The following is a 25,656-nucleotide window of genomic DNA, read 5'->3' as shown; positions in this document are numbered from 1 at the left end:
TGGCAGCGGATGGACCGCCCGTATCGCCGCCGCCGGTTTTCAACACTTGACCCGGCGGGCCGGGGCGGTCAGCTTGCCGGCCTTATACAGATCTCGGCCGATCTCCATGAACCGACTGCAACGGTACCTGTTCCGCAACCTGCTGATCGCCACGCTCTATTCGACCGCCGGCCTGACGCTGACCATCTGGCTCAGCCAGTCGCTGCGCCTGATCGAGATCGTGGTCAGCGCCGGCGCGCCGATGGGCATGTTCCTGTGGCTGCTGCTGCTGACCGTGCCGACCTTCCTCGGCATCGTGCTGCCGCTGGCGCTGGTCGGGGCCATCCTGTTCACCTACAACAAGATGGCGACGGACAGCGAGCTGGTGGTGATGCGCGCGGCCGGCGTCGGTCCCTTCTCGCTGTCGAAGCCGGCGCTGGTGCTGGCGGTGGGGGTGATGGCCGTCGTCTTCCTCCTGAACGTCTGGATCACCCCGGCCGCCCACCGCGAGCTGGTGCGGATGGAATACACGGTGCGCAGCGACTATTCGCAGCTGTTCCTGCGCGAGGGCGTGTTCAACGAGGTCGGCGACCGTTTCAGCGTCTTCCTGCGCGACCGCGACGCCGACGGCAACCTGCACAAGGTGCTGATCCATGACGGCCGCCAGCCGGACAAGCCGGTGACGATCATGGGCGACCGCGCGGTGATGCAGACCGGGCCGGAGGGCACGCGCTTCGTCGTCTATGACGGCAACCGGCAGGAACTGGACCGCAAGACCAACCGGCTGTCGCAGCTGTTCTTCGACCGCTATGCCGTGGACCTGAAGGCGGTGGCGCCCCAGGCGGCGGAGCGCTGGCCCGACGCCCGCGAACGCACCACGGCGGAGCTGATGGACGGCAACGTCCCGGCCCAGGACGACCGCATGCGCCGTGGCCTGATCGCGGAGCTGCACCACCGCTTCTCCTCGCCGCTGCTGGCCCTGACCTATGCGCTGGTGGCGCTGTCGGCGCTGCTGTCGGGCGAGTTCAACCGGCGCGGCCAGTCGTCCCGCGTCACCATCGCCGTGCTGCTGGTGATGGGGCTGCAGGCGGCGGCGCTGGGGCTGACCAGCCTGGCCGGCAAGGCGACCGTCTTCGTGCCGCTGATGTACGCCATGCCGCTGGTGGCGCTGCTGCCGGCCCTGTGGGTGATGTCGCGCGGCCTCAGCCTGCGGCCGGGGCGGCGGAACGGCGCGCCGGATGGGGCCACTTCCGGACATGATGCGGCGGCCGGGCGGGCGTCATGAGCCGCATCCTCTTCATCACCTCCAACCGGCTGGGCGACGCGGTGCTGTCGACCGGGCTGCTCGACCATCTGACCCGGACCTATCCGGGCGCGCGGCTGACCATCGCCTGCGGGCCGCTGCCGGCGCCGCTGTTCCGCGCCGTGCCGGGGCTGGAGCGGCTGATCCCGCTGGCCAAGCGCTCCTACGCCCGGCATTGGCTGCGGCTGTGGCTGGAGTGCGTCGGCACGCGCTGGGATCTGGTGGTCGATCTGCGCAACTCGGCGGTCGGGCGGCTGGTGCCGGCCCGGCGCCGTGCCTTCCACGCCAAGGCCGTCCGCCCGATGCACAAGGTGGAGGAGAATGCCGCCGTGCTGGGCCTGTCGCCGCCGCCGGCCCCGCGCCTGTGGATCGACGCGGCGGCCCGCGAGCAGGCCGACGCCCTGATCCCCGCCGGCACCGGTCCCTTCCTCGCCATCGGGCCGACGGCCAACTGGCTGGGCAAGGAATGGCCGGCCGACCGTTTCGCCCGGCTGGCCCTGCGCCTGACGGGGGAGGGCGGGCCGCTGGCCGGCGCGCGGGTGGCGGTGCTGGCTGCCCCGCCGGAGCGCGAACGGGCGCGGCCGGTGCTGGACGCGCTGGGACCGAAGGCCATCGACCTGACCGGCCGCACCGATCCGATGGCCGCCGCCGCCTGCCTGGAGCGGGCGGCGCTCTATGTCGGCAACGACAGCGGGCTGATGCACATCGCGGCGGCGGCGGGGGTGCCGACCGTCGGGCTGTTCGGCCCCGGCTATCCCGCCATCTATGGTCCCTGGGGGCCGCGCGGCCGGGTGGTGACCGGCAGCGTGCCGCAGTCGGACCTGCTGGCCCGCGTCGCCGCCGACCCCGACGACCGCGGCCTGATGGACGGCATCGGCGAGGATCGGGTGGTGGAAGCCGCAATTGAACTCCTGTCCGAAACGCATAGGGCTTGTGACCAGTTTGCGGCACGGGCCTGCGGACCGGCCGAAGTACCCCCGTTGCGTTGACAAAGCCCGTCGGATAACCGACACTTCCGCGACGAAGCAAAAGGGGCAGGTCCGCCCCACCGGATGGGTTTTCCCCCGAGGGTTTGGAATGAAGCCGACTCCCACCTACGCCAACAAGCCGACCTCGGACAATCCGCGCGACGTCGAGGCTTGGGCCCTGGCGGAAGCGGCGCGCCGTATCATCGCCGCCAGCCATGCCAAGGACGAAAAGGCCTACCGCGAGGCTCTTCAGCTGAATCAGCGCCTGTGGACGATCTTCCAGGCGGCGATCACCGAAGAGGATTGCGGCCATCCGCCGGAGGTCCGTACGAACATCGCGGCCCTGTCGCTGCTGGTCGACCGCGAGACGACGAACCGCTTGGTCGACCTGGATTTCGGCAAGATCGACACGCTGGTCAACATCAACCGCAACGTCGCCAGCGGCCTGACCGCCCAGGGCCAGTTCATCGCCGCCCAGCAGGCGACCCAGCCGCATCCGGGCACGCCGCAGGCCGCCGCTCCGCAGGCGCCTGCCGCCCAGCCCGCTCCCGCCGCCGCCCCGGCTCCGGGCCAGCCGCCCGCCGGCATGCGTCCGGCCGTGCCGCCGCGCCCGATGACGGCTCCCGATGCTGCGCCGGTCAACCGCGAGTCCCTGCGCATTTCGATCTGAGCGGTATTGTGATTTAGAAAAGGGGCCGGCGCTCCGATGGGGTGCCGGCCTTTTTGCTTATTTCCATACTTCTGAAGCATCAGAGCCTTTTTCAGCCGTCATCCCCGCGAAGGCGGGGATCCAGGCTTCCGGCTCAAGTATTCGATGCGACTGGATTCCCGCCTTCGCGGGAATGACGGCCGAGGAGGGGGCGGGAACCGCCCTCACTCCGCCGGAACCTCGCGTTCCAGCTCCTCCAGCCAGATGCGGGCGTTGCCATCCGAAGGCGCGCGCCAGTCGCCGCGCGGCGACAGCGACCCGCCGGCCGACACCTTCGGGCCGTTGGGCATGGCGGAGCGCTTGAACTGGCTGAAACCGAAGAAGCGGCGCAGGAACACGCGCAGCCAGTCGCGGATCTCGGCCGGGCTGTAGGCGCGGCGCTTCTCCAAAGGATAGCCCTCCGGCCAGTCGCCCTTGGCGACGTCGCCCCAGGCGTGGCGGGCCAGGAAGGCGATCTTGGACGGGCGGAAGCCGTAGCGCAGCACATAGAACAGGTTGAAATCCTGCAGGTCATACGGCCCGACCACGGATTCGGAGCTTTGCAGCGCCTTGTCCGACCCGGCCGGCACCAGTTCCGGCGAGATCTCCGTCTTCAGGATGGCGTCGAGCGTCTCCGACACCTCCTGCTGGAACTGGCCGGTGCGGCCGACCCAGCGGATCAGATGCTGGATCAGCGTCTTCGGCACGCCGGCGTTGACGTTGTAGTGGGACATCTGGTCGCCGACGCCATAGGTGCACCAGCCCAGCGCCAGTTCGGACAGGTCGCCGGTGCCGAGCACGAGGCCGTTGTTGTGGTTGGCGAGGCGGAACAGGTAATCGGTGCGCAGGCCGGCCTGCACATTCTCGAAGGTCACGTCATACACCGCCTCGCCGCGGGCGAAGGGATGCTCCATGTCCTTCAGCATCTGGTTGGCGGCCGGCCGGATGTCGAGTTCCTTGGCCGTCACCCCCAGCGCCGTCATCAGCCGCCAGGCGTTGGACTTGGTGCCCTCGCTGGTGCCGAAGCCGGGCATGGTGTAGGCGAGGATGCCGGTGCGCGGCAGGCCCAACCGGTCCATGGCGCGGGCGGCAACGATCAGGGCGTGGGTGCTGTCCAGCCCGCCCGACACGCCGATCACCACCGTGCCGATGCCGGTGGCGCGCAGCCGCTGCACCAATCCCGCAACCTGGATGTTGTAGGCCTCGTAGCAGTCCTGCTCCAGCCGTTCGGCGGCGGCCGGAACGAAGGGCAGGCGCGGCACCACGCGCAGCAGCCCGACATCCTCCTCCGGCGCGTCGAGCCGGAAGGCGACGGTGCGGAAGCCGCCGGCAGCAGCCCCGTGCATGCGACGGTTGTCGTCGAAGGTGCCCTGGCGCAGCCGTTCCTGGCGCAGCAGGTCGAGATCGACGTCGGCGACCGCCATCTGGGCGCCGTCGGGAAACCGGTCGGTCTCCGCCAGCATCTCGCCATTCTCGAAGATAGAGGTCTGGCCGTCCCAGGCGAGATCGGTGGTCGATTCGCCGGTCCCCGCCGACGAATAGAGATAGGCGGCGAGGCAGCGCGCCGACTGCGACTTCGCCAGCAGGCGGCGGGTGTCGGACTTGCCGATGGTGATGTTGCTGGCCGACAGGTTGGCCAGCACGGTGGCGCCGGCCAGGGCGGCCATGGTGCTGGGCGGCGCCGGGACCCACAGATCCTCGCAGATCTCGGCATGGACGACCAGACCGGGCTGGTCCTCGGCGGAGAACAGCAGGTCGGGGCCGAAGGGGGCGGTCAGGTCGCCGATGCGGATCGTCCCGCCTTCGGTGCCGGCGCCGGAGGCGAACTGCCGGCGTTCGTAGAATTCCCGATAGTTCGGCAGATGCTGCTTCGGCACCACGCCCAGCAGCTCGCCGCGTTGGATCGCCACCGCCGTGTTGTAGAGCCGCCCGTCATACAGCAGCGGCGCGCCGACCAGCAGCAGCGGCATCAGCCCGGTCGAAGCCTGGACCAGATCGAGGATCGCCTGTTCCACCGCGTCGATCAGCGGGTCCTGCATCAGCAGATCGTCGATGGCATAGCCGGACAGCGCCAGTTCGGGGAACAGCGCCACCGCCACCGATTTGTCGTGGCAGGCGCGCGCGGCCTCCAGCACGGCGGCGGCGTTGGCCGCCGGATCGGCCGGGGTGCAGCGCGTGGTGCAGGCTGCCACCCGCGCGAATCCGTGGCGATAGATCGAGGTGAAGCTCATGACCCGTTCCTGCTGCCTTGGCAATCCCGTGACGCTCCCGGATGCGGCGTCCCGGATGTGGTGCCTGGGAAGCAAACATAGCAGGAATTTCGCGCGCGTCAGGTCTCCCGTCCCGGTCACCGCCCGCTTTCCGGCCGCTCGGACGGGATCGGCCGGCCTTTGGCAAAAAATACTTCAGACACGATACATTCGTTATAAAACCAAAGTTAAATCGATACCTCGCCGGACGCAATCCAGTTAAAATGTTGAAGCTGCAGGACGAAGCCCTACGACAGCCAAGTTGACCAAATCAATTGCGGCGGATATAGCGAAGGGCTCGCTTGCACCGAGAACCGGCAGCCGACGCCAGAAGGACTTGTTTATCGCCGTGTCAACGGAATCATCGGTCACGCAACCCGACGTGAACACAACAGCGCCGCAAGAGGACGCTGCGGTTGCGGCCCAGCCGACGGAAGACGGCGTTGCGCCGGAACAAGGCTGCTGCATCGTCGGCATCGGTGCCTCTGCCGGCGGGCTGGAGGCATTGCAGCGCTTCTTCGACGCGGTGCCGGGCGACAGCGACCTCGCCTATGTCGTGGTCCAGCACCTGTCGCCGGTGCACAAGAGCCTGATGGTCGACCTGCTCGCCAAGCATACCGAGATGGAGGTGGTGCAGGCGACCGACGGCGTGCCGGTCCAGCGCAACACGGTCTATCTGCTGCCGCCGGGCAAGCACCTGAGCATAGAGGACGGCCGCCTGCGGCTGACCACCAAGGATGCCGGCAGCGGCATGAGCCTGCCGATCGACATCTTCCTGACCGCGCTCGCCCGCGACCAGGGCTCTCGCGCCATCGGCCTGATCCTGTCGGGCACCGGGTCGGACGGCACGCGCGGGCTGATGGCGATCAAGTCGGCCGGCGGCTTCACCGCGGTCCAGCAGCCGGAGACGGCGCAGTTCGACGGCATGCCGCGCAGCGCGCTCGCCACCGGGCAGATCGACGCCGCCCTGCCGCCGGAGGACCTGCCGGCCCGGCTGATCGAGCATGCGCGCAAGGCGTTGACCCGCGCCCGTCCGATGCCCGCCCGGCAGCGTCGCGATGAGGGCGACGATCCGCTGGCCCAGATCATCGCGGTCATCCGCTCCGTCACCGGCGTCGATTTCTCGCATTACAAGCTGGCGACGCTGCTGCGGCGGATCGAACGGCGCATGCAGGGCGCCGGGCTGGAGTCGATGGAGGAATATGCCGCCCTGCTGCGGCGGAACAGCGCCGAAACGGTCAATCTCTACAAGGAGATGCTGATCGGCGTCACCCGCTTCTTCCGCGACGAGTCGGCCTTCCGCGTCCTGGCCGACCGGGTGATCCCCGGCCTGCTCGCCAACCGCAGTCCGACCGACATGATCCGCGTCTGGGTCTGCGGCTGCGCCAGCGGGGAGGAGGCCTATTCTATCGCCATCCTGTTCGCCGAGGCGCAGGAACGGCTGGGCCGCAGCTTCGACGTCAAGATCTTCGCCACCGACATCGACCAGGACAGCATCGAGGTGGCGAGCCTGGGCGAATATCCCCGATCCATCGCCGAAGACGTGTCGCAGGAACGGCTCGCCCGCTTCTTCACCGCGCGCGGCGAGAGCTATGTGGTGTCGCGCGACATCCGCCGCATGGTGGTGTTCGCCGCCCACAACATCATGCGCGACCCGCCCTTTACCAAGATCGACCTGCTGAGCTGCCGCAACCTGCTGATCTATATGGACCAGCCGCTGCAGCGCAAGGTGCTCAGCCTGTTCCAGTACGCGCTGCGCCAGGGCGGATTCCTGTTCCTTGGCACCAGCGAGACGCTGGGCGACCTGCAGGGCGATTTCCACACGGTCGACAGCCGCAACAAGGTCTTCCAGAGCCTGCGTGCCGGGTCGTTCCGGCTGTCGCGGCTGCTGGTGCCGACGGTGGCGGCCCCGCTGGCCCGCCATGGCGACGACGGCGGATCTCACGCGATGGAGGAGGGGGCCGCCATCGACGAGGCGATGGCCGCGCTGATGAAGGCCTATGTGCCGCCTTGCCTGCTGGTCAACGAACAGATGACCATCATGCATGTGTTCGGCGACGCGTCGTCCCTGCTGAAGGTGCCGGCGGGCGAGGCGACGCTGAACGTGCTGAAGATGCTGCCGTCTTCGGTCGCCATGGTGACGGGCACCGCGCTGAACCGCGCCTTCCGCTCCGGCGAGGAGTTCGCACTGTCCAACATCCCGGTGAAGGACCGCGAGGGGGTGGCGGCGATCAGCCTGCGCGTCCAGCCCTATGTCGCGCGCAAGACCGGGCGGCGATTCGCGCTGGTGGTGCTGGACCGCGCCAATATGCTGCCGCTATCGGTGCCGGATTCCGACTTCGACCTGAATGCCGACGCCGCCGAGCGCATCCGCGGGCTGGAGCAGGAACTGCTGTCGCGCGGCGAGAATCTGCAGGCGACCATCGAGGAACTGGAAACCGCCAACGAGGAACTGCAGGCGACCAACGAAGAACTGCTGGCCTCCAACGAAGAGCTGCAGAGCACAAACGAGGAACTTCAGTCGGTCAACGAGGAGCTTTACTCCGTCAACGCCGAATATCAGGCGAAGGTGGAGGAGCTGACGGAGATCACCAACGACCTCGACAATCTGCTGCGTTCGACCGAGATCGGCACGGTGTTCCTCGACACCGATTTCGTCATCCGCCGCTTCACGCCGGCGGCGGCCGGCTTCATCAACATCATCCCGCGCGACATCGGCCGGTCCATCGCGCATCTGTCGACCAACATCGACTATCCCGACTTCCTCGCCGACATCCGCAAGGTGTTCGCCGGGCAGGAACCGGTGGAGCGCCATGTCCGCGTCCATGACGGCCGCTGGGTGCTGACGCGGATCCTGCCCTACCTGACCGACAAGAATCAGGTCGGCGGCGTGGTGGTGACCTTCGTCGATGTGACCGACACCAAACTGGCGGAAGAGCGGCTGCAGAATGTGCTGGACAGCCTGCCGGAGCATATCGCCGTCACCGACCGCGATGGCCGGATCGTCATGGTGAACGCCGCCTGGCGCGGCTTCGCCCAGCGCAATGGCGCCCCGGCGGTCGAGCGCTGCGGCGTCGGCACCAACTATCTGGAGGTCTGCCTGACCCCGGAGTTGCGGGAGTCCGACGGCATCGGCCGTGCGGTGCATGACGGGCTGCGCCGCATCCTGGACGGCGAGGCCGACGATTTCACCATCGAATATCCCTGCCATTCGCCCGACGAACGGCGCTGGTTTCTGATGCACGCCACCCGCCTGAACGACCGTGACGGCGGCATCGTCGTCAGCCACATCAACATCACCAACCGCAGGCTGATGGAATTGCAGCTCGACGGAAACGGGAACGGGAACGGCGCCGCGAAGGGCGACAGGGGGGCTGAATGACCGAGGAGTCTTCCGGCCGCCTGCGCCGCCGCGCCGAAACCATCCTCAGCCGCGGCAACTTCGAAGCGGCGGACATCACCGCCAACTCGATGAAGGAACTGCTGCACGAGCTGTATGTCCATCAGGCCGAGCTGGAAATCCAGAACGAGGAACTGCGCGGCGCCCAGCAGGCGCTGGAGGCGTCGCGCCTGCAATATCTGCAGCTTTTTCAATCGGTGCCGCTCGCCTGTCTGGCGGTGAATGCCGCCGGCATCGTCGGCGAGGCCAACAGCGCTGCCGAACGGCAGTTCGGCCTGCCGATGCTGCGGCTGAAGGGCCGACCTCTGACGCTTCTGGTCGACAGCCTCGACCATGGCCGTCTGTTCACCGCGCTCGGCCGCCTGCGCGACGGCGGCGAGTGGGTCCGGCAGGAGTTCCGCTATCTCGGGCCGCAGGGCACGATCATCGATGGGCTGACCGACGCCCGCCGGGTGACGCTGGACGACAGCGACCGCGGCGATGTGCTGTTGACCATCACCGACCTGACCGAACGCAATGCCTGGCTGCGCGAGGTGCAGCAGGCCCGCGACGATGCCGAGCGGGCGCGCGCCGACTATCACCACATCCTGCAATCGGTCGGCGACGGCATCCTGGGGGTGGACGCCGATGGCCGCATCCGCTTCGTCAACGCCGCGGCGACGACGATGACCGGCCATCTCGACCTCGACCTGATCGGCCGGCCGCCGTCGGACCTGCTGGCCGGTCCGGCGCCGGAGACGGAGGCGGGCTTGACCGGCGGCCAAGGCGACATTGCCCAGGCCGGCGGGGCGGCCCGCGCGCTGGCGCTGTCGCTGACCGACGGCCGGCCCCGCCGCGTCGCCTGCGAAAGGCTGCGCCGCGAGGATGGCGGCACGCTGCTGGTGGAAATCTCCATCTCGCCGATGCTGGCGTCGGGCAAGCGGCTGGCGCCGATGGCGGATCGCATCCAGGGCGCCGTCGTCGCCTTCCGCGACGTCACCGCCCGGCGGTCGGCGGAAGCGGCGCTGAACCTCAGCGAGCGGCGGCATCGGGTGCTGGTGCAGTCGCTGCACGACGCGCTGGCGATGACCGCCGCCGACGGCGGCAACCTGCTTGCGAACGCCATGGCGGAGCGGCTGCTGGACGGGCCGGCCCGCGCGCTGCTCGACCCTACGGCATCGGCCATTGACGCGGCGGACGGGCAAGCGGTCCAGACCACCGCCGGCCGCCGCTTCATCGACGCCAACGGCAACCGCCTGCACGGACTTCCCCCTGCGGCGGAGGCGGTGCGCAGCGGCAAGCCGGTGGTGGAACGCATCATCGGCGTGGTCGAGGGAGGGGAGGCGACCGCCCCCACCCGATGGCTGCGGGTGTCGAGCCATCCCGTCGCCGATCAGACCGGCGGGGTGGAGGCCGTGGTGTCCAGCGTCGCCGACATCACCGCGGTGAAGGCGCTGGAGCGTGACCTGAACGTGGCGCTGGACGCCCGCGAACGCTTCCTGGCGGCGGCGAGCCATGACCTGCGCCAGCCGGTGCAGGCGTTGCTGCTGCTGTCCGACCTGCTGCTGAGGGAAAGTCTTCCCGCCGGGGCGCGGCGGATGGCGGAGCAGATCCAGTCGTCGCTCGGCGGGTTGGGCGGCATGCTGGACGGGATGCTCGACATCTCGAAGCTGGAGGCCGGGCTGGTCGCCCCCCATCCGGAGACGGTCGACATCGCCGCCCTGCTGGCCCGGCTGCATGGCGAATTCTCAGCACTGGGCGAAAAGGGCGGGCAGAGGCTGCGTCTGGTGGCCCCGCCGCTGACGATGCGGACCGATCCGGGACTGCTGGAGCGGGTGCTGCGCAACCTGCTGACCAATGCGCTGCGCTACGCCCCCGGCGGCCGGGTGCTGCTCGGCGCCCGGCGGCGCGGCGACCGCCTGCAGATCGAGGTGTGGGACAACGGGATCGGCATCGCCGACCAGCATATCGGCCGCATCTTCCAGGACTTCTTCCAGGTCGGCAACGCCGCCCGCAACCGGCGGGAAGGTCTGGGGCTGGGGCTGAGCATCGCCCGGCGGCTGGTCACGATGCTGGGCGGCGACATCGACGTGACCTCCTCGCTCGGCCGCGGCAGCCGCTTCACGGTCAGCCTGCCGCTGACGGAGCGCGAGGTGGAGAGCGGGGAGAGGGCCGATGCCGGCGGAAGCGTCGGTGGCAGCATGACCGGCGGCGGCACGGACCGGCTGGTCATGCTGGTGGAGGACGACGCCGTCATCCGCATGGCGCTGGTCCTGATGCTGGAGGATTGGGGCTATCGCGTGATGGAGGCCGGCAGCGGGGCTGAGGCGGAGCAGCTTCTGGACAGCCTGATCGACGCGGGCGACCGGCCCGACCTGATCCTTGCCGACTATCGTTTGCCGGAAGGAACCACCGGGCTGATGGTGATGGACATGGTCCGCCGCCGCCTGGCGCGCGACGTTCCCGGTGTTCTGCTGACCGGCGACACCTCGGCCGACCGTCTTCGCGAAGCGGCCGGCGCGCAGTGCGCGCTGCTGCACAAGCCGATCCAGCCCGCCCGCCTGCAGGATACCCTGGCTTCGGCGCTGGGCGGATGACGGTGGTGCCCTGTCATGTTGCGGGTAGTCCCGATGCCCTTTTTCCAGTTTGGCTGCTTTTGACTCACGTCAATGCCGCCCCTGCGGGAAGATACAGACTGTCCGATCGAAGGATCAGGCGGTCTTCGGCGTGAAGCGGGAACAGGCCATGGCGATCGACACGGAAGCCAGCTTGGCGCGGAGGCAGGTCCGCGCCCGTGCCGCCAGAGTGTCGGCGGTGCTGTTCGGCGGCCTGTTCGTCGGCTTTCTGCTACTCGTCGTCGTCTTTGTCGAATATCGCCGGGCCATCGACTGGGTCGACCACACGCACAAGGTCATTTCCACGGTCGAGGACTTGCAATCCGGCTTGGCCGATGCCGAATCCAGCCAGCGCGGCTATCTGCTGTCGCAGGACCGCGACCAACTCGCCTTCTACGAGGAGGGGGTGGCGCGCAGCCGGGCGCTGCTGGACCGTCTCGGCTCCCTGACCGCCGACAACCCGGTCCAGCAGGACAAGGTGAAAGCCCTGCGCGCGCTGACCGCCGACCGTCTCGACCGGATGGCCGAGGTCCTGCGGCAGGTCGAGGATGCGGGCATCGGGCGGGCGTTCGACATGGCGCGGGAGGGTACGGGCGCCGGCATGATGACCGAGATCCGGCGGACGACCGCCGCCATGCGGGCGGAGGAGGGCCAACTGCTCGCCCGGCGGAGCCGCCAGGCCACCATCCTCGAACTGCTGATGATCGGCTATGGGCTGCTGTTCGTGACGGTGGCCGGCTGGCGCGGCTATACGACCGTCCGGCGGCTGGAGCGGGATTATCAGGCCGAATGGGCGGAGGGACAGGCGCTGGCCGCGGCGCTGCAGGAGAACCGCATCCTGCTGGACGAGGTGAACCACCGGGTCAAGAACTCGCTGCAGATCGTCGCCAATCTGCTGCGGACCCAGGCGCTCCGCCATCGCAGCGGGGAGGTGCGGGAGGAACTGCTGGAGAGCAGCGGCCGGGTGCTGGCGATCGCCGAGGTTCATCGCCGCCTTTACGGCGAAGGTGCGGTGTATGACACCGTCGAGTTGTCGGACCTCATCCGCAGCATCGCCGAGAACGCGATACCGGCCAGCGGCGGTGGCGGGGGCGAGCCGGCGATGAACGTGGCGGTGGGCACGCCACTGGCGGCGCCGGTCGACACTGCGGTCCCGGTGGCGCTGATCGTCAACGAGTTGCTGACCAACAGCTACAAGCACGCCTTCCCCGATGGGCGAACCGGCACCGTCAGGCTGGACATGGAGGTGGCGGGGGACGAGGTTCGCATCGACGTCGCCGACGACGGCATCGGCCTGCCTGACGAGGTCGCTGGCACCGGCGGCGGTGGCTTCGGGCTCAATACGGTCCGCAATCTGACGCGGCAGATCAGGGGGCGGCTGGAGATCGAACGTTTGACTCCGGGCACGCGCTTCCTTTTAACTTTCCCCCTTGTAGCCGGGAACGCCAACCCGGGCGTGAGGCCTCAGGACATCGTGCAAAAGTTACAAGAAAAACAATGAAGATATTGATCATAGAAGACGAATATATCATCGCCGAGGGCGTGGCGCTGACGCTTCAGTCCGCCGGCCACGAGGTGACGGGCATTGCGGAGGATCTGCCCTCGGCCCTCGCCCTGGCCGGGACGGAGACCCCCGACATGGCCTTCGTCGACATCAAGCTGGCCAACGGATCGAACGGGCTGGACGTCGCCCGCGAACTGAAGGCGATGGGGATCCCGTGCGTCTTCGCCACCGGCAACCCGCCCAGCAAGGCCCAGGCCGGCGGCGTCGGGCTGGGCTATATCGTCAAGCCCTTCTCGCCGCGCGTCCTGGTGCAGACCGCCGCCTTCGTCTCCCGGCTGCTGTCGCCCTGCGCCCCGTCCATGGCGGCGCCCAGCGGGTTCGTCACCCTCTGAGATGCGCTTTTTTCAAAAGCCGGTGAAGCGGGTGAACCCTTCGGCCGGTTCGCGCTCGGTCGGGAAGTTGTTTTCCGGGGCCGACCAGTCGGCGAAGCCCAGCGCCATGCCGCTGGCGATGATTTCCGTGTCGGGCAGCCCCAGATGGCGGGCGGTGATGGCGTGACGGTAGCAGAAGGCCGCCTGCGGGCAGGTCTCCAGCCCGAAGCCGCGGGCGACGATCATGACATTCTGCATGAACATGCCGAGGTCGAGCCAGGCGCCCTTGCCCATGTCGCGGTCGATGGAGAAGAACAGCCCGACCGGCGCCCCGAAGAACAGCCAGTTGCGGCCATGCTGGCGCGCCATCCGTTCGCGGTCGCCCTTGCCGATGCCGATCGAGCCGTAGAGCGCCCAGCCCACCGCGCGGCGGCGGCCGAGATAGGGCTCCCGCCAGCTTTCCGGGTAATAGGGATATTCCGGCACCTCCGGCTCCCCCGCCTCATGGGCGGCCAGCAGCTCCGCCGACAGGGCGGCGCGCGCCTCCCCGGCGATGGCATGGACCTTCCAGGGCTGGATGTTGGAACCGCTGGGCGCGCGGGCGGCGAGGTCGAGGATGCGCAGCACCGTCTCCCGCTCCACCGGCGTCGGCAGGAAGGCGCGGATGCTGCGCCGGCCGGCGACGGCATCGAGTACAGAGAGGGGAGGGGCGCCGCTCATCCCGCCACCTCCACGGTCGGCTCGTGCCGGACCCGGAAGTTGACGGAGCGGCCGATGAAGCATTTCTCCGCGGCCTCGTGGTGCAGGGCGAGCGCCCTGTCGGCGTCCGATCCCGGCGCCAGCGTCACCCGCGGCCGCAGCACGACGCTGGTGAACTGGCCGGCGCCGTCGGCTTCCTCCTCCATCACCCCCTCGGCCTCGTCGCTGTAGGCGGTGACGACGATCCCGGCGACCGAACAGAGATGCAGGTACCAGAGCTGGTGGCAGGAGGACAGGGCGCCGACCAGCATCTCCTCCGGGTTCCAGCGCGCCGGATCGCCCCGGAAGGCCGGGTCGGAGGTCGCGGGAATCGCCGGCTTGGTGCCGGCGGTCAGCTCGTGGTCGCGGCTGTAGGCCTTGTAGGCCGAGGTCCCGGTGCCGAGATTGCCGGTCCAGCCCAGCCGGACGGCATAGCGGTGTTGCCTGTGCGCCATGAACTTCCCCCCTCCTACTGCATCACGATCATCAGAAGCGCCGGCAGCCCGACGAAGGCCATGGCGGTGGAGCACAGCACCATGCCGGCCACATCCTCCGGCGAATTGCCGTAGCGCAGCGCCCAAAGATAATTGAAGACCGCCACCGGCATGGAGCTTTGCACCAGCACCACGCCGCGCGTCGTCCCGGCCAGCCCCATCGCCCAGGACACCAGCAGCCCCATGGCGAAGCCCACGGTCAGCCGGAAGGCCGACATCGACAGCGCCCGCACCGCCCCCGACAGCCGCAGCTTCGACAGCGCCACCCCCAGCGAGAACAGCATCAGCGGCACGGCGCAGTTGCCCAGCAGCGTGGTGGTGTTGCCGATCCACACCGGCAGCGGCAGCCCGGCCAGCTGGATCGCCACCGCCAGCGCCACCGCGTAGATCGTCGGCGTGCGCGCCATCTGCCCCAGATCGAACCGCCCGGCGGCCAGCGCCGGCCCCAGCGTGAACTGGCCGACCGCCATCACCGCATAGAACAGGACCGCAAGGCTGAGTCCGTGCTCGCCGAAGGCGAACAGGCAGACCGGCAGGCCGAGGTTGCCGGCGTTGGGAAAGGCCATCGCCGGGATATAGACCCGCAGCGACAGCCCGCTCGCCAGCAGCACGGGCACCGACGCCAGCGCGGTCAGCGCCATGCAGGCGGTCGCCGCCAGCGCCATCTCCCCCATCACGTCGGCCGACAGGTGCAGCCGGGTCAGGGCGGAGAAGACTAGGCAGGGCGACGACACGTTGATCGCGAAGGTGGTGATGAAGGCGCTGTCGTAGGGAAGCTTTCGGCGGGTCCAGCCATAGCCCAGCGCCGCCACCAGGAAGACCGGGGCCAGCACCGCGAAGGCGTCGGACAGAAGGGCGGACGTGGGCATGGAGACCGGAATGGACCTGTGCTGAGATCGATTGGTGGGCGAATTGTCGGCCACCATGGCGGCATTCCCGCGCCGCGTCATCCCCCCAAGCCCAAGCCGCCGCGCAAGGCAGCCGCGCAAAGGATCAGTTTGCGCGGTGGCGGGATCCATTCCGAGTCGCGACGCCGTGGGCGGGCATTGGCGGCTTCCGTCACGGCCGGCAGGCGCGTCGTGGAGGCCCGGCCCCGGCAAACATGGCTTTTGAGCAATCTTTATCACGAGTCAGTAACGATTTGTAACGAAGCTTGAGCGATAAGGGGGCACCCACTAAGGTGGAATGGCCTCATTCCGCGGATCCGCATGACAACCTCGTCCGGCGCCAAGACCGTTGTTCGTCCTCTGAACAATAAGGCGCAGCTAGCCAAACGACAGTCGAACTTGAAGAGTCGCCGGTTCTCGCTGCGGTCGGTTTTGCTCTGGATTCTGTTGTTGCTGTCGGCAGGTTTGTTTCTTGCGCTGGCGGCCCTGCCCGTCGGAAGATTTGCCAGCGCCGCGATTTCCGCCGGCGTTGTTGCCGCGGCCTTCGTGCTGGGGCGCTTCGCCCAACGCTTCTGGCATGCCCGCACGCTGACCGTGCTGCTGCTGGCCTTCGTCACCTTCCGCTATTTCTTCTGGCGGCTGACCGGCACGATGCCGCCGGTGGACGATCTGGTGAACTTCATTCCCGGCGTGACTCTGTTCGCGGCCGAAGCGCTGTCCTTCGTGCTGTTCCTGACCTCGCTGTTCGTCATCATCGACCCCGTCGCCCGCGAACCGTCGGCGCCGACGGGCGACCCCGCCCTCTGGCCCAGCGTCGATGTCTATATCCCCTCCTACAACGAGGAGCCGGAGCTGCTGGAGACGACGCTGGCCGCCGCGGTCTGCATCGACTACCCGCGCGACAAGCTGCACGTCTATCTGCTGGACGACGGCGGCACCGACCAGAAGCTGGCCCACGCCAACCCGGAGCAGGCCGCCGCGGCGAAGGAGCGGCGGGAGACGTTGCAGGCGCTGTGCGAACGGCTGCAGGTCACCTACATGACCCGGCCGCGCAACGAGCATGCAAAGGCCGGCAACATCAACCATGCCTTTCACAAGACATCGGGCGACCTGCTGCTGATCCTGGACGCCGACCATGTGCCGACGGTTGGCATCCTCAAGGCGACGGTGGGATTCTTCCAGCAGGATTCCGGCCTGTTCCTGGTCCAGACGCCGCATTTCTTCGTCAATCCCGACCCGGTCGAATACAACCTCGGCACCTTCGAGCGGATGCCGAGCGAGAACGAGATGTTCTATTACTCGATCCAGCCGGGGCTCGACCGCTGGAACGGCTCCTTCTTCTGCGGGTCCGCCGCCATTCTGCGCCGCGCGGCGCTGGAGGAGGTCGGCGGTTTCAGCGGCGACACGGTGACGGAGGATTGCGAGACGGCGCTGGAGCTGCATTCGCGCGGCTGGCGCAGTGTCTATCTGCCGCGCCCGCTGATCGCCGGGCTGCAGCCGGAAACCTTCGACAGCTTCATCGCCCAGCGCTCGCGCTGGACCCAGGGCATGATCCAGCTGTTCCTGCTGAAGAATCCGCTGTTCAAGCGCGGCCTGACCATCTCTCAGCGGCTCTGCTACACCAGCACAATGCTCTACTGGTTCTTCTGGTTCTGGCGGCCGATCTTCTTGCTGTCGCCGCTGTGCTACGCCCTGTTCGGGCTGGAAATCTACCGCATCAACCTGCCGGACTTCGCCTGCTTCGTCCTGCCGCACGTCTTCGCCGCCGCCTTCCTGTCGCAGTTCCTGCATGGCCGGATGCGGTGGCCGCTGTTCTCGGAGCTGTACGAGTATCTGCAGTCCTTCCACGTCTCCCGCGCCGCGCTGGCGACCATGATCCGGCCGCGCGACCCGGTGTTCAAGGTGACCGCCAAGGGCCAGTCGGTGGACGAGGACGGCTTCTCGCCGCTCGCCACCCCGTTCATCGTCACCACGCTGCTGCTGGCCGCCGGTCTGGCCGCCTGCGCCTGGCGCTATTCGATCTTCCCGGAACACCGTGCCGCCATCGTGCCGGTGGCGGTCTGGTGTTCGCTGAGCTTCCTGCTGGCGCTGGGCGGCCTCGCCGTCGTCTACGAGCGCAAGCGCGTCCGCCGGCAGGAGCGTTTCACCGTCGACCGCACGGCGGCACTGAGGTTCGAGGACGGCACCAGCATCGACCTGACGGTCGCCGACGTTTCGGCCGGCGGCGTCGGACTGATCGTCGATCCGAAATGGCGCGACCTGCTGGCCCAGCCCGACCGGACGCCGGTCCTGACCATCGCCGCGACGGAGACGGAGGCGGCGACCACCACCGGCGTGCGAATCTTCCGCATCGAGATGCGCGGCGGCGAGCTGGCGGTGGGCGCCGGATTCGCCCCGCGCGATCGCCAGGATATCGTGGAGATGGCGCGCTTCGTCTTCGGCAACAGCGTCGGCTGGGACATCTTCCTCGACCGCAAGCGGGTTGCCGCGCCGACCTTCTTCGGCGGGCTGCTGTTCTTCGCCACGCGGGTGGTGCCGCGGCTGGGGCATGTGCTGCTGGCCCTGCCCGGCGCGCTGCGGCGCATCCTGACCTTCCAGGCTCCGTAACGGCGATGGCGGGCATGCGCGATCATACCGGCCTGCACCGGGCCTGCTGGACCGTGCTGGCGCTGCTGTCCCTGTGGACCGGCTGGGCGCAGCCGGCGCTCGCGGCCGACAAGCGGGTGATCCCGCTGTCGAACCTGCGCGACGACCAGCCGGAGGTCACCCTCAACGGTGAGACGGAGACGGTGGTCCTGCGTGCCGTCCTGCCGCCGGTGGTCGGGCTGACCTCCGCCGTGCTGGCGCTGACCTACGAGAACGGCATCGATATCCTGCCCGAGAAGGGGGCGATGTCGGTCTTCATCAACGGCTCGCCGGTGGCCGACCTGCCGCTCGCCGCCTTCCGGGGACCGGTCAACGCCTCCATCACCCTGCCGGGCAGCCTGATCCGTCCCGGCGAGAACCAGATCGTCTTCCAGACCAGCGCCCAGCATCGCGCCATCTGCACGGTTCGCGGCACCTACGACCTGTGGGCGCGGATCAATCTGGCGGCGTCTTCGCTGACCCTGCTGTCCGACGGCGGTGTGCCGGAGCCGGATCTCGCGATGATGCGCCAGCTGCTGGCCGCCGCCGACCGGGCGCGCGAACCGCTGGCGATCCTCTATCCCGGCAGCGACATCGACGCCGACCATCTCGGCTGGGGCGCCATGGTGGCGCAGTCCTATGGCCTGCTGCTGGGCGACCGGACCCCGCGCGTGGTGGCGGTGCCGGTGCCGTCCAGGCCCGCCGGTGGCGCGGCGCCGACGCTGGAAAGCCTGCCGCTGCCCGGCGGCAAGAACATCCTGATCGGCACCCGCGACCGCATCGCCCCGATCCTGGGGGAGGCGCGGGCCGCCGCCGTCACCGGCCCGTTCCTGGCGGTCTATCCGCTGCCGGCCGCGGCCGACGGCACCGGCGGCGGCTTCGTCGCCGTCGCCTCCGGCCGCACGCCGCAGGAGGTCGATCAGGCGGTGATGCGGCTGTCCGACGTCAGCCGGCCACTGCCGACCCAGAGCGCGACGATCGTCACCGACGCGACAGCCCCCGCCGCCCCGCCGCCCCCACCGGCGCAGGCGGAGGGACGCTACCGCCTGTCGGAGCTGGGCTTCCAGACGGTGCAGCACAGCGGCTACCGCTACACCGGCCATTTCGGCCTGACGCTGCCGGCCGGCTTCGCCCCGGTCAGCGACCGTTCCATCCTGTTCCACGTCAATGCGGCCTTCGAAGGCAATCTCGGCCCCGGTGCGGTGCTGAATGTCCGGGTGAACGGCAAGTCGGCCGGCGCCATGGAGGTCGACAAGCGGTCCAGCGGCGTCATCGAGAATGGCGAGATGCCGCTGGCGATGGCGCTGTTCCGCCCCGGCCCCAACCTGATCGAGGTGGAGGCGGAACTGCCGCCGGCCGGCGGCACCGACTGCGTCTTCGCGGTGCGGCGCCCGACCTTCACCCTGCTGGACAGCTCCAGCATCGAGATTCCCGGCTTCGCCCGTCTGGTCACCCTGCCCAACCTGCGCGGCTTCGCCAACACCGCCTATCCCTATGGCGGCATCGCCGGGGGCGAGTCGGCGCCGCCCTTCGATCTGGTGGTCGTCGGGCGCGACCCCGCCTGGTCCGGCGCCGCCTGGAGCCTGACCGCCAAGCTGGCGCAGCGCGCGGGCGACCTGATGGCGGTGGTGCCCTACACCGGCTGGGACGGCGCGCCGAACGACAACGCGTTGATCGTCGGCCCGGTCGCGGCGCTGCCGCAGGCGGTCTTCGCCACCGCGCCGCTTCCCGCCGACCGTCTGGCCGGACTGCTGGAGGCGGGATCGCTGATCGCCCAGGCCAAGGCGCGGGGCGAGCCGATGGCGGCGGCCGACCGTCGCGCCCTTGCGGACCGTCTGCGGCTGGGCTGGTCCGGCAATGCCGCCCGCACCGGGACCGCGCGGCCGGGTTCCGTGCAGCAGCCGCTTGGGCAGATGTCCATGGTGGGATCGGCGATGGCGGCGGACGGCGGAACGGCGAACCGCTGGCAGCGGATGGCCGGCGATGCCAAGGAACCGGCCGCCGGGCACGGCTGGGTGCCCGACTGGGCGCGGCGGATCATGGCCGGGGCGGCGCGCTATATCAACCACTGGGCGGTGGAGGATGCGCCGGTCGACGTCGTCGCGCTGACCGAGACCGCCGAGACGCTGCCGGAGGCGGCCCTGCTGCAATACCGGGCTCCCGGCAACGATCCGCTGACCTGGACCCTGCTGACAGCCTCCGATCCGCGGGCCATCGACCGCGCCATGCGCAGCCTTGGAGAGGCCGGGCTTTGGGACAAGCTGCGCGGCGGCGGGGCGCTGTGGAGCAGCGCGGCGCCGGCCGTCACCACGCTGGAGGCGTCGCGCCCCTATCAGATCATTCTCAATCCCTTTGACATCGGCAACCTGATCCTGATTCTGGCCCGCAACCTGTCGCAGCGGATCGAGGTTTTGTTCGCCCTGCTGCTGGGGACGGCGGTGGTGCTGACGGTCAGCATGCGCCTGCTGCTGAAGGGCGGGCACCATGAGCGTAGTGGGGGCGAATCCAGTGGAGAGGACGTGAGCGGATGATGACGGCATCGCGGCGCGACCTGCTGATCGGATCGGCCGCCCTCGGGCTGGCGGCGGCCTTGCCGGGAAACCTGCGCGCGGCGCCCTTCGACGGGGCGGCGTGGCGCCGCTATGCCGAGCGGTTCCTGCTGCCGGAAGGGCGCATCGTCGACACCGGCAACAAGGGCATCAGCCATTCCGAAGGGCAGGGCTACGGCATGCTGCTGGCGGTGGCGGCGGGCGACCGCGCCGCCTTCGACCGGCTGTGGGGCTGGACCCAGCGCGTGCTGATGGTGCGCGACGACGGGCTGGCCGCCTGGCGCTGGACGCCCGACGGCGGGGTCACCGACCGCAACAATGCGTCGGACGGCGACATGCTGATCGCCTGGGCGCTGCTGCGCGCCGCCGAGGTCTGGCAGGCGGAGTCCTACCGGACCGCCGCCGGCGCCATCGTCAAGGCTCTGGCCTCCGGGCTGCTGGTGGAGCAGGCCGGGCTGACCGTGCTGCTGCCGGGGCGCGACGGCTTCCGTAAGGGCGAGACGCTGGTCCTCAATCCCAGCTACTGGATCTTCCCGGCCATCCGCGCCTTCGCCGCCCTGCCCGGCGGAGAGCGCTGGGGCAAGCTGTCGGATGCCGGGCTGGTGCTGCTGTCGAAGGCGCGTTTCGGCGGGTTCCAGCTGCCGCCCGACTGGATGACGCTGGACGCCGCCGGGACGGTGGGCATCGCCGACGGCTTCAAGAAGCAGTACGGCTACGACGCCGTGCGGGTGCCGCTCTATCTGGCGTGGGACGGCTATCGCGATCCCTATTATTTCCGCCCCTACGCCAGCCTGGTCGCGAAGTTCGGCGGCACGGCGGTCCCCGCCACCGTCTCCCTGCCGGGCGGCACCACCACGCAGGTGGCGGCGTCGGTCGGCATGCTGGCGGTCTACCGGCTGGCCTGCCGTCTTGCAGGGGCGGGGGACCCTGTGACGGTGCCGCCCTTGGCGCCCGACGAAGATTATTACTCCACCACCTTGGCCCACCTGTCCGCGCTGGCGGCGCAAAGCCTGGGGATCGATCCGTGACCCGTCCTGTCCTCCTTTCCGCCCTTCTTCTCGCCGGCATCGCCGCCACCGGTGCCGGAACCGGCGCCTGGGCGCAGTCGAACGGCGGCGCCCGCGCGCTGGCCCCCGGCGTGAAGGTGGAGGTGGCGCCGGCTCCGGGCAGCGGCTCCGCCCCCGCCGCCGGCAAGGTGGACGAGACGGCGCTGCGCTATTACGCCCGCATCGGCGACGGCGAGCGGCTGGAGGCGGAGATCGCCCGGCTGCGCGCGCTCGATCCCGGCTGGGAACCGCCCAAGGATCTGTTCGCGCCGCAGCCGACCACCCCTGGTGTTGATGAAACGCCGTTCTGGAACCTGATGTCCGCCGGCAAGGTGGCGGAGGCGCGGGCCGCCATCGCCGAGCAGCGGCGCAAGTCGCCTTCCTGGCAGCCCTCGGACAAGCTGCTGCAGGAACTCGATACCGCCGAGAGCGCCGGCCGCATCCGCTCGGCCAGCGACACCAAGCGCTGGCAGGACGTGGTCGATGCCGCCGCCGCCCATCCGGAGGCGGTGGCCTGCAACCGGCTGGACAATGCGTGGCGGCTGGCCGAAGCCTATGCCGAGCTGAAGCAGGCCGACCGCGCCTTCGACACCTACCGGACCATCGTCAGCACCTGCCCCAAGGCGAAGGAGCGACGCGACACCATCTTCAAGGCGTCCCGCCATCTCAGCCCGGAGCAGCTGCGCGAACTGACCGCGCTGGGCGCCACCGCCAACCCGGCGAAGGGGGAGGATTACTCCACCGTCCGCACCGCGGAGGCCGAGCTTGAGACCGGCCGGCTGCTGGAGCGTCTCGGCGCCGCCAGTTCGGGGGCCAAGCCCGGCGCCCTGTCGGCCGCCGACCTGTCGCGCATCCAGGGCATCGTCCGCGACAAGCAGGACGCCGACGGCGCCATCGCGCTCGGCTGGTATTTCCAGAAGCAGAAGAACTTTGCCGAAGCGCAGAGCTGGTTCTCGCAGGCCAATGGCTGGGCGCCGTCCGACAAGGCGGCGGAAGGGCTGGTGCTGGCATACAACGGCCTGGGCGAGAAGGCGCAGGCTCGCGCCGCAGCATCGCCCTGGAAGGGCAAGTCGAGCCGGATCGATCAGGCGCTGAAGGCGGTGGACCCGCCGCGCGGGGCCGGCGGTGGCCGCAGCGGCCCGCAGGGGCCGAGCGAGCTTGACCGGGCGCTGGCCCGCCAGGACTTCGCCGCCTGCCTCAGCATCATCCGCAGCAGCATCGCCAAGAGCGGCCCGACCGCCGCCCTTCTGCAGCAGCGCGGCTGGTGCCTGCTGGAGATGAAGCGCCCGTCGGAGGCCGAGGCCGCCTTCGCCGAGGCGCAGGCGATGGCCGCGCGTGAACCGGCGAAGGGCGGCCAATCCGCCGGAGCGGGGGGACGCACCCCGGCAGCGGCCGGCCTGCCGCAGAAGGCGACGCCGGCGCAGGAGAACGCCTATGGTCAGGCGGTGGCGCGGCTGGCCACCGGCGACACCGTCGGCCTGACCCGCGACCTGCCGCGCGCCAACATGACCCCGGCGCAGAAGGCGGAGATCCGCGCGTCGCTGATGGCGACGGAGGCGAACCGGGCGCTGGAGGACAAGCGCTACAACGACGTGCTGCGCCTGCTCGACGCGCGGAAGGAGCTGACGCCGGAGCCGCGGAACCTCGGCATCCTACGCGGCTGGGCGCTCTACAACCTGATGCGCTTCGACGAGGCCTATGCCCAGTTCAAGTCCGTCGACGACCGGCTGAGCACCGAGGAATCGCGCGAAGGCGTCAGCATCACCTGGAAGACCATTTACCATGACTGGTAAGGGCATGACTGGTAAGGGAGCCCCGATGCCCGAGATTACGATTTCCGGTTCTCCGATTTCCGCTATGGCCCGGACGGGCCGCAGGCGCGCGGCGATGCTGGCGGCTTTGGCGGCGGCGACGCTGCTGACCTCCGGCTGTGCCGGCTGGGTTCGCGACAACCTGACCATGGCGCCCGCCCCCTGGCGGCGCGTCCAGCCGGCGGCGCTGCCGGTGACCCTGCCGGACAGCCGCGACTTCCCCATCGTCGCCGCCCGCATGCGCGACACCGGCGCCGTCTACAAATCCTACATCGTGGTGCTGGGCAACCCGACGGTCCTGCCGGGCGAGAACCGCCTGACCATCGACGTGCAGACCCTGCCCGACAGCCTGTTCGGCGCCCTGGTCCAGCCGCCGCGCGTCTTCCCGGTGCCGCTCTACACCATGGAAACGCTGCTGGCGACGACCAAGCGCGAGTTCCCCGGGATGACGGTCAAGGTCGCCGACGCCGCCCGCCGCAACCGCTACGGCGACTACGACTATGTCACCGCCCAGGATGGGGAAAACAGCTGCGTCCTGGCGTGGCAGCTGATCACCGACCACAAGCGGATGCTGCCGGAACGGATCGAGGCGGTGCGTCTGGAATACCGGGCCTGCGGCGTCGGCTCCAACATCCGCGCCATGCTCGCCCCCTTCGACGGACTGTCGCTGACCCTGCCGGAAACGGTGCTGGAGGCGCAGGATCTGGGCGGGATGTAGCCCAAAGATCCACTTTCCGACGATAGACCCCACACCGGAAGTCCGCCCGCCATGACCACCGTATCCGAAGCGTTGCGCATGGCCGTCGGGCTGCATCAGGGCAACCGTCTGGCCGAGGCGGCGGACATCTACCGGAAGATCATCCAGGCGGCCCCCGAGGTCGCCGATGCGTGGCACCTGCTGGGCGTGCTGCACCACCAGTCCGGCCAGTCCGCGGAGGCCGTGCGGCTGATCGGCGAGGCGATCCGGCGCGATCCCCTCTGCGCCGCCTATCACGACAATCTCGGATCGGCGCTGCGGGCAGCAGGTCAGGCGGATCGGGCCGTCGCTCGTCACCGGATAGCGACCGCCATCGATCCGGGGTGGGTCAAGCCCTTCGGCAATCTGGCCGGCGCCTTGACCGATCTGGGTGACGGCGCCGGTGCCGCCGGGGTGCTGCGCCGGGCCTTGCGGCTGGCGCCCGAGTCCGACGCCTATCTGCTGCGGCTCGGCGATTGCCTCTATGCCCAGGAGCGGACGGCGGAGGCGGAGGAGTGTTACCGGAGGCTGGACGCCCTTCAGCCCGGCCGCGCCGACTGCCTGTACCGGCTGGGCCTGTGTCGGCTGGCGGCAAGCCGGCTGATGGCGGCGGTGCTCGCCACCGCCGGAAAGACGGTCGATCGCGTTGCCCTGGGGGAGGCGGTCGCCGCCTTCGCCGACGCCGCGGGCGGTGGACATGCCGATGCCGGCAAGAACCTGTTCGGCACGGCGGTTGTGGCGATCCAGACCGGGGTGATGGACGACGCGATGCTGGCCCGCATCGCCGCCGCGGCGCGCCGCCGGCTGATGGTGGAGCCGCGGGACAGCGTCGCCCTGTCGGTTGTGTGCTATCGCCTCTATCGCCGGGGTCGGCTCGACCTCGCCGGCCGCTATTGCCGCAAATACGCCCGCCATTGGACGCCGCAGGACATCGCCGCCGATTTCGAGATGCTGTTGTGGTCGATGGTGCGGAGCGAGCCGGCCTTCTTCGACCGTCTGGCCGCCGAGCCGCCGGTATGCTTCACCCGTGCCGGCCGCCGCATGCGGGTCCCGCCGCAGGCCGTCGGCCGGCCGATCCTGCTGGTGGGCTGCGACGACGGCTATTGGCGCCGCTTCGGCGCCGGCTTCCTCGCCACCCGTCTGGAGAAGGCCCCGTCCTGCGCCCTGCATGTCCATGTCGTCAACCCCTCGGACGACACCGAGGAGGAGCTGATGCGGCTGGCGGGCGACGGCGATTTTCCGTTGTCCGTCTCCTTCGAGACCATCGACCTCGCCGTGCTGCCGGAGCCGGTGCGGCTGACCTATTTCGCCTCCGCCCGTTTCGCGGTGACACAGCAGCTTCTGCGCCAGGGGGCCGGGCCGGTGATCCAGGTCGATGTGGATGCGCTGCTGCTCGCCGATCCGGGGCTTGCGATGGCCGAGTGGCAGGATTGGGACGTGGCGGTGATGCAGGACCGGCGGGGCCGTGGGCCCACCCGCGATTTCCTCGCCGGTTTCCTCGCCTTCAACCGGACGCCGGCGGCCCAGCGCTACCTCGACCTCGTCGTCGCCTATATCGGCCGGCATTTCGACGAGGACCGGGCCTTCTGGGGGCTGGATCAGGCGGCCCCCTACTGCACATACGACCATCTGGTCCGCGGCGGCGGGGCGCCGGCCCTGATCCGCTTCGACTTCGAAGCCTTCCCCTTCCTGCACTTCCTGGAGAAGTGAGGCT

General features: G+C 69.4%; 17 protein-coding genes. 13 read left to right on the top strand and 4 right to left on the bottom strand.

Annotated elements, in window-relative coordinates; genetic code table 11:
• Positions 1–106 precede the first annotated feature (106 nt).
• The 3 genes from lptF to PWS46_RS21815 all read left to right on the top strand — a co-directional run bounded on the left by lptF (position 107) and on the right by PWS46_RS21815 (position 2,920).
• Positions 107–1,264: an LPS export ABC transporter permease LptF gene (lptF, locus tag PWS46_RS21825; protein ID WP_434623447.1), complete on the top strand. Its 1,158-nt coding sequence runs from the start codon at positions 107–109 to the stop codon at positions 1,262–1,264.
• Entirely contained in the window at positions 1,261–2,271 is a 1,011-nt protein-coding gene (locus tag PWS46_RS21820) for a glycosyltransferase family 9 protein (protein ID WP_434623446.1), read from the top strand. The genes lptF and PWS46_RS21820 overlap by 4 nt, the downstream gene beginning before the upstream one ends.
• Before the next feature lie 88 nt (positions 2,272–2,359).
• On the top strand, positions 2,360–2,920 hold the full coding sequence (locus tag PWS46_RS21815) for a flagellar biosynthesis regulator FlaF (RefSeq protein ID WP_434623445.1): 561 nt from the start codon (positions 2,360–2,362) through the stop codon (positions 2,918–2,920).
• A gap of 203 nt (positions 2,921–3,123) precedes the next feature.
• Here the strand turns inward: PWS46_RS21815 and PWS46_RS21810 are convergent, their stop codons facing one another.
• Positions 3,124–5,169, bottom strand: coding sequence for an NAD(+) synthase (locus PWS46_RS21810; RefSeq protein ID WP_434623444.1), 2,046 nt, complete (start codon positions 5,167–5,169; stop codon positions 3,124–3,126).
• A 400-nt stretch (positions 5,170–5,569) separates the two neighbouring features.
• On the opposite strand from PWS46_RS21810, the gene PWS46_RS21805 reads away from it, so the two are divergent.
• From PWS46_RS21805 to PWS46_RS21790, 4 genes are all read left to right on the top strand, one after another.
• Complete coding sequence (locus PWS46_RS21805) at positions 5,570–8,569, top strand: chemotaxis protein CheB (protein WP_434623443.1); 3,000 nt, start codon at positions 5,570–5,572, stop codon at positions 8,567–8,569.
• Positions 8,566–11,163 (top strand): PAS domain S-box protein, encoded by a 2,598-nt coding sequence (locus tag PWS46_RS21800; RefSeq protein WP_434623442.1) that lies wholly within the window; start codon positions 8,566–8,568, stop codon positions 11,161–11,163. Before PWS46_RS21805 ends, PWS46_RS21800 begins: the two co-directional genes overlap by 4 nt.
• Positions 11,164–11,311: 148 nt before the next feature.
• On the top strand, positions 11,312–12,682 hold the full coding sequence (locus tag PWS46_RS21795) for a sensor histidine kinase (RefSeq protein ID WP_434623441.1): 1,371 nt from the start codon (positions 11,312–11,314) through the stop codon (positions 12,680–12,682).
• The gene (locus PWS46_RS21790; protein WP_434623440.1) at positions 12,679–13,077 is read left to right on the top strand and encodes a response regulator; all 399 of its coding nucleotides are present in this window, start codon (positions 12,679–12,681) and stop codon (positions 13,075–13,077) included. Before PWS46_RS21795 ends, PWS46_RS21790 begins: the two co-directional genes overlap by 4 nt.
• Positions 13,078–13,089: 12 nt before the next feature.
• Here PWS46_RS21790 and PWS46_RS21785 read toward each other — a convergent pair whose 3' ends face one another.
• Genes PWS46_RS21785 through PWS46_RS21775 form a run of 3 tightly spaced genes read right to left on the bottom strand, consistent with a single transcriptional unit; the run spans position 13,090 to position 15,157 of the window.
• Positions 13,090–13,776 (bottom strand): nitroreductase, encoded by a 687-nt coding sequence (locus PWS46_RS21785; protein ID WP_434623439.1) that lies wholly within the window; start codon positions 13,774–13,776, stop codon positions 13,090–13,092.
• Positions 13,773–14,249, bottom strand: a complete 477-nt coding sequence (locus PWS46_RS21780) for an OsmC family protein (protein WP_434623438.1) — start codon at positions 14,247–14,249, stop codon at positions 13,773–13,775. Before PWS46_RS21780 ends, PWS46_RS21785 begins: the two co-directional genes overlap by 4 nt.
• A 14-nt stretch (positions 14,250–14,263) precedes the next feature.
• Positions 14,264–15,157 (bottom strand): AEC family transporter, encoded by an 894-nt coding sequence (locus tag PWS46_RS21775; protein ID WP_434623437.1) that lies wholly within the window; start codon positions 15,155–15,157, stop codon positions 14,264–14,266.
• A gap of 339 nt (positions 15,158–15,496) precedes the next feature.
• Here PWS46_RS21775 and bcsA point away from each other — a divergent pair, with 339 nt between their 5' ends.
• The 6 genes from bcsA to PWS46_RS21745 all read left to right on the top strand — a co-directional run bounded on the left by bcsA (position 15,497) and on the right by PWS46_RS21745 (position 25,652).
• Positions 15,497–17,782 carry a UDP-forming cellulose synthase catalytic subunit gene (gene bcsA / locus PWS46_RS21770; RefSeq protein WP_434623436.1) on the top strand — a complete coding sequence of 762 codons (2,286 nt, stop codon included), beginning with the start codon at positions 15,497–15,499 and terminating at the stop codon, positions 17,780–17,782.
• 14 nt (positions 17,783–17,796) lie between these two features.
• Positions 17,797–20,331, top strand: a complete 2,535-nt coding sequence (locus tag PWS46_RS21765; protein WP_434623435.1) for a cellulose biosynthesis cyclic di-GMP-binding regulatory protein BcsB — start codon at positions 17,797–17,799, stop codon at positions 20,329–20,331.
• Entirely contained in the window at positions 20,328–21,377 is a 1,050-nt protein-coding gene (locus PWS46_RS21760) for a glycosyl hydrolase family 8 (RefSeq protein ID WP_434623434.1), read from the top strand. The genes PWS46_RS21765 and PWS46_RS21760 overlap by 4 nt, the downstream gene beginning before the upstream one ends.
• Positions 21,374–23,188, top strand: a complete 1,815-nt coding sequence (locus PWS46_RS21755; RefSeq protein WP_434623433.1) for a hypothetical protein — start codon at positions 21,374–21,376, stop codon at positions 23,186–23,188. Before PWS46_RS21760 ends, PWS46_RS21755 begins: the two co-directional genes overlap by 4 nt.
• A 94-nt stretch (positions 23,189–23,282) precedes the next feature.
• Positions 23,283–23,924 (top strand): cellulose biosynthesis protein BcsN, encoded by a 642-nt coding sequence (gene bcsN / locus PWS46_RS21750; RefSeq protein ID WP_434623432.1) that lies wholly within the window; start codon positions 23,283–23,285, stop codon positions 23,922–23,924.
• Positions 23,925–23,975: 51 nt separating this feature from the next.
• Complete coding sequence (locus tag PWS46_RS21745; RefSeq protein WP_434623431.1) at positions 23,976–25,652, top strand: tetratricopeptide repeat protein; 1,677 nt, start codon at positions 23,976–23,978, stop codon at positions 25,650–25,652.
• Positions 25,653–25,656: the final 4 nt, after the last annotated feature.

The sequence above is a fragment of the Azospirillum sp. B2RO_4 genome, assembly GCF_051124815.1.
In the GTDB taxonomy this organism is placed as follows: Bacteria; Pseudomonadota; Alphaproteobacteria; order Azospirillales; family Azospirillaceae; genus Azospirillum.
Note: the sequence above shows the minus strand (reverse complement) of the source record. Positions and strands in the feature narration are given on the sequence as shown.